The 11,175-nt window shown below is 69.6% G+C and carries 10 protein-coding genes; 5 read left to right on the top strand and 5 right to left on the bottom strand.

The window, feature by feature from the left end:
* The first annotated feature begins 154 nt into the window (after positions 1 to 154).
* On the top strand, positions 155 to 712 hold the full coding sequence (gene hpt, locus IY392_RS08545) for a hypoxanthine phosphoribosyltransferase (RefSeq protein ID WP_017835929.1): 558 nt from the start codon (positions 155 to 157) through the stop codon (positions 710 to 712).
* Between the two features lie 75 nt (positions 713 to 787).
* On the opposite strand, the gene IY392_RS08540 is transcribed toward hpt, so the two are convergent.
* From IY392_RS08540 to IY392_RS08525, 4 genes are all read right to left on the bottom strand, one after another.
* A complete protein-coding gene (locus IY392_RS08540; protein WP_107755664.1) occupies positions 788 to 1,825 on the bottom strand; it encodes an NAD(P)/FAD-dependent oxidoreductase in 1,038 nt (345 codons plus the stop codon).
* The gene (locus IY392_RS08535) at positions 1,822 to 2,535 is read right to left on the bottom strand and encodes a hemerythrin domain-containing protein (RefSeq protein ID WP_194860980.1); all 714 of its coding nucleotides are present in this window, start codon (positions 2,533 to 2,535) and stop codon (positions 1,822 to 1,824) included. The genes IY392_RS08540 and IY392_RS08535 overlap by 4 nt, the downstream gene beginning before the upstream one ends.
* Positions 2,536 to 2,725: 190 nt before the next feature.
* On the bottom strand, positions 2,726 to 3,607 hold the full coding sequence (locus IY392_RS08530) for a manganese catalase family protein (protein ID WP_194860979.1): 882 nt from the start codon (positions 3,605 to 3,607) through the stop codon (positions 2,726 to 2,728).
* Positions 3,608 to 4,076: 469 nt separating this feature from the next.
* A complete protein-coding gene (locus IY392_RS08525) occupies positions 4,077 to 4,403 on the bottom strand; it encodes a YrhK family protein (protein ID WP_107755667.1) in 327 nt (108 codons plus the stop codon).
* Positions 4,404 to 4,697: 294 nt separating this feature from the next.
* On the opposite strand from IY392_RS08525, the gene IY392_RS08520 reads away from it, so the two are divergent.
* From IY392_RS08520 to IY392_RS08510, 3 genes are all read left to right on the top strand, one after another.
* Positions 4,698 to 6,248 carry an acyl-CoA synthetase gene (locus IY392_RS08520; RefSeq protein ID WP_194860978.1) on the top strand — a complete coding sequence of 517 codons (1,551 nt, stop codon included), beginning with the start codon at positions 4,698 to 4,700 and terminating at the stop codon, positions 6,246 to 6,248.
* Positions 6,249 to 6,255: 7 nt separating this feature from the next.
* Positions 6,256 to 7,116, top strand: coding sequence for a sigma-70 family RNA polymerase sigma factor (locus IY392_RS08515; protein ID WP_194860977.1), 861 nt, complete (start codon positions 6,256 to 6,258; stop codon positions 7,114 to 7,116).
* Between the two features lie 132 nt (positions 7,117 to 7,248).
* Entirely contained in the window at positions 7,249 to 7,485 is a 237-nt protein-coding gene (locus IY392_RS08510) for a DUF1059 domain-containing protein (protein WP_107755669.1), read from the top strand.
* A 23-nt stretch (positions 7,486 to 7,508) separates the two neighbouring features.
* On the opposite strand, the gene IY392_RS08505 is transcribed toward IY392_RS08510, so the two are convergent.
* Positions 7,509 to 8,852: an amidase gene (locus IY392_RS08505; RefSeq protein ID WP_309234074.1), complete on the bottom strand. Its 1,344-nt coding sequence runs from the start codon at positions 8,850 to 8,852 to the stop codon at positions 7,509 to 7,511.
* Positions 8,853 to 9,092: 240 nt separating this feature from the next.
* Between IY392_RS08505 and ftsH the strand changes: the two genes are divergently transcribed.
* Positions 9,093 to 11,175: ATP-dependent zinc metalloprotease FtsH (gene ftsH / locus IY392_RS08500; RefSeq protein ID WP_228549179.1), on the top strand; the 2,083-nt coding region annotated here is incomplete at its 3' end.

Here is an 11,175-nt window from a genome sequence, read left to right as displayed (position 1 = left end):
GGGGGGCACTGGACCGGGCACAGGCACGGAGACGAGTGCGGGCGCGGGCTCGGACGCGTCGGGTGTGACGGCGGGCCGGGGCAGGTTGGTCGCTCGGCGGCGGCATGGAAAGGTGGTCCTGGAGATAGACCGGGCGAGTGGAGCGGGGACGTAGATGAGCACGGACAAGTACGCCGACGAGATCGAGTCGGTGCTCATCGACACCGATGCGATCCGCGACCGGATCGCCGAGATGGGCGCGAAGATCGGGGAGCGCTACCGGGACTCCGAGCAGGAGGTCGTGCTGGTCGCCGTGCTCAAGGGCGCGGCGATCTTCGTCTCCGACTTCGCCCGCGCGCTGACCATTCCCTCCGAGCTGGAGTTCATGGCGGTCAGCTCCTACGGCTCCTCCACCAGCTCCTCGGGAGTGGTGCGGATCCTCAAGGACCTCGACCGTGACATCGCGGACCGCGACGTGATCATCGTCGAGGACATCATCGACTCGGGCCTGACCCTGTCGTGGCTGATGCGCAACCTGCGGACCCGCAACCCGCGCTCGCTGGAGATCGTCACCCTGCTGCGCAAGCCCGACGCGGTCAAGGCCGATCTGGACATCCTCGAGATCGGGTTCGACATCCCCAACGAGTTCGTGGTGGGCTACGGCCTGGACTTCGCCGAGCGCTACCGCGACCTGCCGTACATCGGCCGGCTGCACCCGCGCATGTACTCCTGAGGGGTGCTGTTTCTCGTCTGAGTCGCCGCCGGGGCCTGTCGCCGGGCTGCTCGGTCGGTCGCCGTCGCGATATCGCTAGCTGTCCGGCCGCGTGAAGGTCCGCGTCGGGGGGGCCGCGTCGGGGACGTCTGCCGCGGTGGAGTGTCCCCGTAACGAGGTCGCGCAGGCCACGCCCGCCGCGGCCCCGGTGCCCACGGCGATCGGGACGAGTTGCAGACCGGTCACGATGTCACCGGCGGCGTACACACCGGCCACGCTGGTCAGTTGCAACGCGTTGACCGAGAGGCCGCCCTCGTCGTCGATCCGGCAGCCCAGGGCCTTCGCGAGGTCGTTCGTCGGATGGTGCGCGTAGGAGAAGAACACCTTCGATCCGGTGATCATGGTGCCGTCGGCCAGGCGCACGCCCTGCAGTGCACCGGGTTCGCCCACCAGTTCCCGGGCGACGCCGTCGACCACCTGGATGTCGTGTACGGCGCAGGCGGCGCGCTGATCGTCGTCGAAGGCCGGGTCGGAGTCGCTCTCGGTGATGATCACGACCTCGGACGCCCAGTCCAGTAGTTCCGAGGCGTACGCGGGTACATGCGCACCGGCGCCGAGCACGATGACCCGCTGATCTGCGGCGGTGAGGCCGTCGCAGGCGGGGCAGTGGTGGACGTCGACACCGTAGTGTCGGTCGATCCCGTCGAGCTCGGGGAGCCGGTCTCGCACTCCGGTGGCGAGGATGACCCGCGTGGCGGTGACGGACATCGGGGCCCCGTCCCCGTCGTCCGATGTCGTGGCCGGTGCGATGCGGGCGACGAAGCGATCGTCGGATTCCCTGGTCAGCTCCGAGACGAGACCGTCGAGTCTCCGCACGGTCGGATAGCGGCGCAGGCCTTCGTGGGCGTCGGCGTAGAACTCGTCCGGTGTGGCCGGGCCTGTGCCGAGAATGCCGTGGATCCTCTCGGCGGACAGGTTGCGTTGGCCTCCGGCGTCGACGAGCAGGGTGGAACGTCGATACCGGCCGAGCCATGTCGCAGCGGAGAGCCCCGCCGGTCCACCGCCCACGATGAGGGCGTCGACCGTGTCGGGTGGCGGGTTGTCCGACGCGCCGGGAGGAGGTGGCCGGGTCATCGGTTCTCCGTGCGGGTGGTGGGATCCTCCCCGCGGCGTAGGAGCGGCAGGTGCTCGACGGCGTGGGCGAGTGCGCTGAGGCGGGCGCCGGCCCGGTGAAGCGGCGAGGCGGAGAGCGCCGGTCGGCGCAGCGCGGCGGTCTCGAGGGCATCGCGCAGGCGATCGATGACGGTCAGCGGCAGTGCTGCGGCGACGTTGCCCGGCGGGCGGCGCGCGACGACCGGGTGAGCTCGTGTGGGGGCGGTACGGCGGACCACTTCCCAGGCCAGGCCGAGCGCGGTGAGTCGCCCGTGGCTCAGGCGCTCCTGGAGCCGGGGCAGCAGTTCGTCCTCCTCGTCGCGGACGTCGTCGCGGAGCACCTCGACGAACCGCGCCAGGAGGTCGGGCCTCGCAGGATCATCCGCGGGCAGGTTCTCGAGTCGGACGACCAGCTCGTTGACCTCCTGATGCTCCTGTTCCACCTCGAGGGTCAGGTCGTGCCCGTCCGGGAGGACCCGGCGAAGCACGGGCCACAGCACGGCCTCCTCGGCGAACGCGTGGGGGAACACCAGGCGGTACACGCGGAGAAGTACCTGTCGTTCTTCCCGGGCATCGGCGTGCTCGAGTTGGTGCAGGAGACGGTCCAGTGTGACGTGGTCGAGCTTCTGGCGGCTCAGGACACTCAGGCGGCCGCCGAGCTGGGTCGTCGTCTGGTCGGCGATCGAGGTCACGTTCGCTCTCGTTTCTCTAGAGGGGGTCGGTGAGGGGGTCGCGGCCAACGTGGCTGCGGTGGAATGGGAGACGGGGCCGGGGGAGATCCCCCGCGACCCCGTCGCGCGCGCAGATCGACTCAGTAGGTGCGTCGCTCACACGATGGCTTCCTGCGCGATGAGGCGTGCCGGGGTGGTCCGAGGGTGGATCTCACTCCTTGTTGAGCGTGTCCTGGACGGTGCCCGCCACCTTCTCCACGGTGTTCGGCAGCTCTGTCGTGCCGTAGAAGCGGGCATCCGGATGGGTCGGGGGCGGCATCGGCGGGCCTTCGAGCGGTTCATCCGAGTACGAGAACTCGCCGTGGCCGTCCGGCGTGGGGCCGGACGCCCAGGAACCGTCGTCGGCGGTGGCCCCGTCGGAGAAGTTGTACAGCGTGTACGCGTGCTCTCCGGCCTCCTTGGACTTGGGGAAGTTCGACGGCACGGGCAACTCCTCGAGGCCCTCGGCCTTGAGGTCGCTGATCGCCGCGAGCCACTGGTTCTGGTGCATCGTGTCGCGGGCGAGCAGGAACGACAGCAGCTCCCGGATGCCCGGGTCGTCGGTCATGTGGTAGAGCCGGGCGACTGCGACGCGCCCCTGCGACTCGGCGTTGACGTTGGCGTACATGTCCGCCAGGAGATTGCCGCTCGCGGTGACGAACGCCCCGGACCAGGGGTTGCCCATCGAGTCGACGGGCCGGGCCCCGGCGCCGGCGAGGATGCCGTGCTGGACGTCGGTGCCGCCGACCACAGCTGCCACCGCCGGATCGTTCTGAACGGCGTGATCGGTGATCCCCAGTGGGGCCTTCTCGAGCAGTTGGGCGACCATCGTCGCGAGCATCTCGACGTGGCCGAACTCCTCGGTCGCGGTGCTGAAGAGCAGGTCTCGGTACTTCCCGGGGATGTGGGCGTTCCACGCCTGGAAGCTGTACTGCATGGCCACGGTGATCTCGCCGTACTGACCGCCGATGACCTCCTGGAGCTTGCGTGCATACACGGCATCGGGCTTCTCGGGCTTTGACTGAAATTGCAATTTCTGCTTGTGATAAAACATGGGAACTCCCGCACTGGACACGTTGAATTCATCGAATCTCGACGAATAAATCCAGTGAGCGCCACGGTAGGCGCGGCACACGGGCATGGCTACCGCACGCTCCCCCCGGGTGGCTGCACCGGAGTGGCATGCATGCTGTTCACGGCGATTTCTCTGCCGGAAATGCGGCATGGTCGGCCACATGGCGCCCGCGGCGGTGATCGAACTTCTCGGCCTCGACAGGGCGCGTCCGATTATCGTGCCCCGGTTCCACGGTCTCTTGTCGCGGCGGCGATTGAGGCACCCGCGGGAATATGAGGGTCACTGCCCGTCAATCGCATTACGTTCTTTCCGAGGGCGTGCAGGAGAGATCAGTATGCCGAGAAGCGTTCAGACTGACCTGCCCGCCAAACCGGGTCCGAGTGCGCCGGTCTGCCATCGATCGGGGCCGGGCAGACGTTCTGGGTCCCGACATCAGCAGAGCCTCGGCTCAGTAGTCGTGGTCAGCGCCGCGGCTGCCCGTGGTCGCGCCGATCCGCCTGAGGTGGATCCGGCGTGCGAGACGAATGGCGGGCCGTGCCAAGAACTCCACTGAACCGAGAATGAACAGCCAGGTGCCGATGGTCTGGGTGGAGTCGGAGAGGAACAGGACGCTGCCGACGAGGAAGAACAGCGCTATGAGCACGTCGTTGGCGATCGACAGTGTCTCGTAACGATCGTTGATGACCACCTCGTCGTCGCCGAGGGGAAGCCGCAGTGACCAGTCGGATCCGGAGGCGGTCGTCGATGGGGTGCTCGTGTGAGGGGTGGCATTCATGAAAAGCGCGACCTCGGAGTGAGTGGGTGTGGCCGTCGACCACGCGATCGCGGCGGCGGGCGGACCGCGCGCGGTCGCGTCGATTCCGCCTCGTGGGCGCCTGCGACGCTACGCCGGGCACCTGGAGGTCACTACCGAAGCCGATCCCGTCACTCGGAATGGATGAGAGGGTTCCCGGTGCCGGGGTGAGGGCTGCCCGCAGAAGTGACGGCCCCGAAGGCGCGCGTTCGTCGCGCTGATCCGGATCGCCCGATAGCGTGATCCGGATCACATGTGGGATATATGCTCCGGAGCATGTTCCCGGGAACCTTCGCCGCCACCACGCCCGACAAGCCCGCCGTGATCCGCCCCGCGACGGGCGAGCAGGTCACCTACGCCGAGCTCGAGGCCAGGTCGGCCCAGTTCGCGCACGTGCTGACCGACGACTGGGGGTTGCGCCCCGGTGACACCATCGCCGTGGTGTCGGACAACACCCTCGAGATGGTCGAGATCTACTGGGCCGCGTTGCGGACCGGGCTCTACATCGCGGCCATCAACCATCACCTCACGGCCGACGAGTCCTCCTACATCATCGGCGACTGCGGGGCCCGCGCCCTCGTCGTCTCCGCTCCGGTGGCCGACCACGTGGATCTGTCCCCTGACGCGCACCCGGGCGTCGAACATCGGGTGGTGTTCGGCGGAACACTCGACGGGTTCGCGGACTACCGTGCGCTGCTGGCCGACAAGCCCACCGATCCGCCCGCCGACCAGCCCCGTGGGCACGACTTCCTCTACTCCTCCGGCACCACCGGCCGACCCAAGGGCGTCCGCGTGGACCCGCCGGAGGGGCAGATCGACGAGGTGCCCGACGTCTACACCCCGGTGTTCAGCTTCCTCTACGCCTTCGACGCCGACAGCGTGTACCTGTGTCCCGCGCCGCTCTACCACGCGGCCCCGCTGAGGTTCTGCGGTGTGGTCAACTCGGTCGGCGGGACCGTGATCCTCATGGACCGCTTCGACGCCGAGGAGTCACTGCGCCTCATCGAGGAGTACCGCGTGACCCACTCGCAGTGGGTACCGACGATGTTCGTGCGCATGCTCAAGCTGCCCGAGGAGACGCGGCAGCGCTACGACCTGTCCAGCATGACCCACGCCATCCACGCCGCCGCGCCGTGTCCGCCCGAGGTCAAACGCCGGATGATCGAGTGGTGGGGACCGGTGATCCACGAGTACTACTCCGCCACCGAGGGGATGGGGATCACGTTCATCAACTCGCAGGAGGCACTCGAGCGGCCCGGATCGGTGGGGCGCGACGGGCTCAAAGGCATCGCGCACATCTGCGACGAGGAGGGCCGCGAGCTCCCCATCGGTGAGATCGGCACCATTTACTGGCAGCAGGACGAGGGCACCTTCTCCTACCACGGCGATCCGGACAAGACCGCGTCCGTCTTCCACCCCGAGCACTCGAACTGGTCCACCTTCGGCGACGTGGGATACCTGGATTCCGACCGCTTCCTCTACCTCACCGACCGCAAGGCGTTCACCATCATCTCCGGCGGGGTGAACATCTACCCGCAGGAGATCGAGAACGCCCTCGCACTGCACCCCGCGGTCGACGACGTCGCCGTGATCGGGATCCCCGACGAGGAGATGGGGGAGCGGGTCCACGCCGTGGTGGTGCCCGCCCCCGACCGCGCCGGCGACCCGGGCCTGGCTGACGAGATCCTCGGATCTCTCCGTGGCCACGTGTCGGACTTCAAGATCCCGCGCGCGGTGGACTTCGTCGACGAGCTGCCCCGCACCCCCACCGGGAAGCTGGTCAAGCGTCGGATCCTGGACCGCTACACCAGCGGGTCCCCGGCCTGAGCTGTCGATGGACCTGACCGAGGAGTTCGAGCGCGAGCGGCCCAGACTCACCCGGATCGCCACACGCGTCCTCGGTGATCCGGCCGAGGCCGAGGACGCGGTCCAACAGGCGTGGCTCCGACTGGCGAGGGCTGACGTCTCCGCCGTCGACAACCTGCCGGGATGGCTCACCACCGTGGTCACCAGGGTGTGCCTGGACCGTCTCAAGGCGGCGGTGCCGGCGCCCGGTGAACCGCTCGACCGTCCGGGAGTCGATCCCGACCCGGCCGACGAGGCTGTCCTGGCCGACTCGGTGGGATCGGCGCTTCACCTGGTGCTCGACCGGCTCACCCCGGCCGAGCGGGTGGCGTTGGTCCTGCACGATTCGTTCGGTGTCGACTTCGCCGCCATCGCCGGAATCCTGGACTGCACCCCGGCCGCCGCCCGCAAGCACGCCTCCAGGGCGCGGTCCAAGGTCCGGGGGCCGGCGGGTGCGTCCTCGGGTGCTTCGGCGGGGTATCAGGGCACAGCGGACTGGCGGGTCGTTGACGCCTTCCTCGCCGCCGCCCGCGACGGGGAGTTCTCCCGACTCCTCGAACTCCTCGCGCCGGACGTGGTGGTGGCGGGTGACCCGGTCGCCGTGGGCCTGGGGACCCCCGCGCGGATCGAGGGCCGCGATGCGGTGGCGGAGTTCTTCAACGGTGCCGCGGCCGCCGCTCTGCCGGTCTTCGTCCACGACCGACCGGGGGCGGCGTGGTTCGACCGCGGTGTCGCCCGGGTGGCCTTTGACTTCCGTGTCACGGGCGGCGTGGTCACCCGCATCGACTTCCGGGCCCGACCCGAGGCACTGGAGACGATCGACCGCCGGCGGGACGGCGACAGGCGCTGACCTCCGGGGTAGAGCACCTCGCCGACAGTGCAGTTCACCTCGCCTGCCAGGGGACGGTCACATCTCCGGGCCGCCGCTCGTCATCATGGTGGGGAGCGCACACCGCGCCACCCGGACACGGGAGGACACACCATGAAGACCATGACCTGCAGAGACCTCGGAGGCCCCTGCGACCTCGCCCATTCCGGAGAGACCGCGGACGATGTGATCAACGCCCAGGACGCCCACCTGAAGGAACTCGTCAAAGCGGGGGACGAGGCGCACGGGCCTGCGCGCAAGGAGATGAAGGGGCGGTGGATGCGGCCCCGTCAGGCCCTCGGGTGGTACAACGACGTCAAGAAGCGTTTCGCCGAGCTGCCGGAGGACTGACGCGGACCCGGGCTCGTCCCCGTTCAGCCAGCACTGTCGATCGTGCCAGCACTCTCGATCGCAGCAGCCAACGAGAGCAGTGTCGGTTCGGAACCGGGCCGACCGACGAGCTGTACCGAGGTCGGCAGGACCCGGCCGGCCGGGGTCGCGGTGCGACCGCAGGGGACGGTCATCGCGGGCCAGCCCAGCACGTTGGCCAGTGGGGTGAACGGCGAGAACCTCATCGACGCCCACAGTGAGCGCCCCCAGGATCGCTGGTGCCAGTCGGTCGCCTCGGGCGGCAGGTCGGCCAGTGCCGGGGTGAGCCACACGTCGACGCCGGCGGTGTCCATCGCGCGCTCGACCTCGGTCCGCAGCGCCTCGGTCGCCCGGTTCCACCTCGTGTCCCCGTCGCCCGCCCCACCGCGGCGGAACACGGTCCGACCGAGCAGGGCGTGGTGCCGGGTGCGGCGCTCCATCGCGGACAGTGGAAGGTTCTCCTCCTCCGCCGCGCGCGCGACCGCAGAGGTCCACCGCGCCAGGTAGAGCACCGGGTCACGGGGGGACGGCAGGGAGGTCTCGACGACGACGAGATCGCGGGCCCGGAGCACATCCGCGGCCTCCCGGGCCGCTCGGGTCCACGGCTCCCGGATCCGGACGAGGTCCCGCCCGAGCCGGATCGGACTCGTCGTGGACAGGCCCACCCGCGTCTCACCGGGTACGGGTCCGACGGAGGCCAACTCGGGTCGCCCGGCCATCACCGACAGGGCCAGCGCCGTGTCCCCGACGGTCCGGGCCAGGGGGCCCGACTCCGCCAGCCGGCCCCAGTTGTCGCCGGCGAGCCGGGTGGGGACGACCCCCGGACCGGGCTTGATGGTCACGATGCCGCAGGCGGCGGCGGGGATCCGCAGGGACCCCATCCCGTCGTCGCCCACCGCCAGCGGGACCATGCCGGAGGCGACCGCCGCGGCCGATCCCCCCGACGACCCGCCCGCGGACAGGGACTCGTCGAGCGGATTGCGGGTGATGCCGTGTTCCTCCGAATCCGTCATCCCCCACGTGCACAGCTGGGGCGCGGCGGTGATGCCCACCGGTATCGCGCCGGCCGCGAGAAGCGGGGTGATCACGGGGTTGTCGAGGGTCACCGTGCTCTTGATGGCCAGGGGGACCCCCGCCAGGGGCAGCCCGGACCGTTCGGTCTCATCCGAGGCGTCCACGGCGGCCGCGGCCGATCTGCCTTCCTCGCCGAGCAGAGTGGTGAAGGCGCGGAGGGCCGGGTCGAGACGGGTGATCCGGTCCAGGGCCGAGTTGAGCGCCTCGGTAGCGGTGCCGGCACCGGAACGCACGTCCTCTGCGGCCCGGGCCGCGGACGGTGTGGGGGTGGTCACGGTCCCGATGGTACGGGGCGGGTACGACACCGCTGCCCTGTCCGCCCACGGCGATCAGCCCGGTCGGGTGTCGCGCTTCGCAGGTAGCCTGGTGCGACAGAGACGACGTCGCGCGACTGTGCTCATGACATTGTGCTCACGACACCGAGCTCATGGCACCGAGCTCATGACATCGCGCAGGACGTCGTGCACCACCAGGCCCGCCGACCGGTAGGGCTGTCCTTCGCATCCGAGGACCGAATGGAACGCAAGAGCAACACCGTCTTCCGCAACGTGGCGATCGCGGGCGTCGTCATCCTGGCGATCGTCGGGTTCTCGTTCTTCGCGAACGACGAACGGGGGTACACCGAGGTCGACACCTCGGTGGCGCTCGCCCAGATCGACGCGGGCAACATCCGGGAGGCGACGATCGAGGACCGGGAGCAGCAGCTCCGTCTCACCCTCGAGTCGCCCATCACCCCGGAGGAGGGCGCGGACGAGACCGACCAGGTGCTCGCCAAGTACCCGGAGGGCGCGGCGGAACAGATCTTCGACCGGATCGCCGCCGCCGAGCCGGAGAACTTCGACACCACGGTGACGCAGCAGGGGTTCCTCACCCAGATGCTGTCGTTCCTGCTGCCCATGCTCATCCTCTTCGGGCTGCTGTTCTACTTCATGTCCCGGATGCAGGGGGGCAAGGGTGGCCTGTTCGGCGTCGGCAAGTCGCGAGCCGTCGAGTTCACCAAGGACATGCCCCAGACCACCTTCGCCGACGTCGCGGGTGAGGACGAGGCGGTGGAGGAGCTCAACGAGATCAAGGACTTCCTCCAGAACCCGGCCCGCTACGAGCGGCTGGGCGCCAAGATCCCCCGCGGTGTCCTGCTCTACGGGCCGCCCGGGACGGGCAAGACCCTGCTGGCGCGCGCCGTGGCCGGTGAGGCCGGCGTCCCGTTCTTCTCGATCTCCGGCTCGGATTTCGTGGAGATGTTCGTGGGCGTGGGCGCCTCGCGAGTCCGCGACCTCTTCGAGAAGGCCAAGCAGAACGCGCCCTGCATCGTGTTCGTCGACGAGATCGACGCGGTCGGCCGGCACCGCGGCTCCGGGACGGGCGGCGGACACGACGAGCGCGAGCAGACCCTCAACCAGCTCCTCGTCGAGATGGACGGGTTCAGCGACCGCGAGACGGTCATCATGATCGCGGCGACGAACCGGCCCGACGTGCTCGATCCGGCCCTGCTGCGCCCCGGCCGGTTCGACCGGCAGGTGCCGGTGACCAACCCGGATCTGCGCGGGCGCGAGTCGATTCTCGCCGTCCACTCGGTGGGCAAGCCCCTGGCCGCCGATGTCGACATGAAGTCGCTGGCCCGGCGCACGATCGGCATGTCCGGGGCCGACCTGGCCAACGTACTCAACGAGGGCGCGTTGCTGGCGGCACGGATGGGGCGGGACGAGATCTCGACCGACATCCTCGAGGAGGCCACCGACCGGGTGGTGGGCGGTCCTCGTCGCAAGCACCGCGTGATCAGCGAACACGAGAAGAAGGTCACCGCCTACCACGAGTCAGGGCACGCCCTGGCCGCGTGGGCGATGGAGGATCTGGAGCCGGTCCACAAGGTCACGATCCTCGCGCGCGGCCGGACGGGTGGTCACGCCCTGGTCGTCCCGGAGGACGACAAGTCCCTCATGACCCGTGCGGACATGATCGCGCGGATCGTCATGGCCATGGGGGGCCGTGCGGCCGAGGAGTACGTCTTCGGCGAACCGACCTCCGGCGCCAGCTCCGACATCGAACAGGCCACCCGTATCGCCCGCACGATGGTCGCCGAGTACGGGATGAGTTCCAAGCTGGGCGCGGTCAAGTACGGCGGCGAGGGCGGGGACCCCTTCCTCGGACGCGGCGGCGGCGCGGGTTCCGAGTACTCCCCGGAGGTGGCCAAGGCGATCGACGACGAGGTCCGCAGGATCATCGACGCCGCACACGCCGAGGCGTGGCGGGTCCTCGAGTCCAACAGGGACGTCCTCGACGCGATCGCGGCGGAGCTGCTCGAGAAGGAGACACTCCGCCAGGACGACCTCGAGCGTCTGTTCGCGGATGTGGTCAAGCGTCCGAGGATCACGGAGTTCGACGACTTCTCCGGTCGTGTCCCGTCGACCCGGCCGCCCGTCAAGACCCCGGGTGAGCTGGCCAAGGAGCGCGGCGAGCCGTGGCCGCCACCGGTGAGCGACCCGTTCGCGATGCCCGTCCTGCCGGCCAGCCGGGACTCCGGGGACACCGGACGGGACGGGAACACCGGCCAGGACTCGGGCCGGGGCGCGGTGGGCGAGACCGGACTCGGGCGGGAGT

It is taken from the genome of Dietzia sp. SYD-A1 (assembly GCF_015356725.1).
Taxonomy (GTDB): Bacteria; Actinomycetota; Actinomycetes; order Mycobacteriales; family Mycobacteriaceae; genus Dietzia.
The sequence above is the reverse complement of the archived record's forward strand: the minus strand, read 5'-3'. Positions and strand labels throughout refer to the sequence as shown.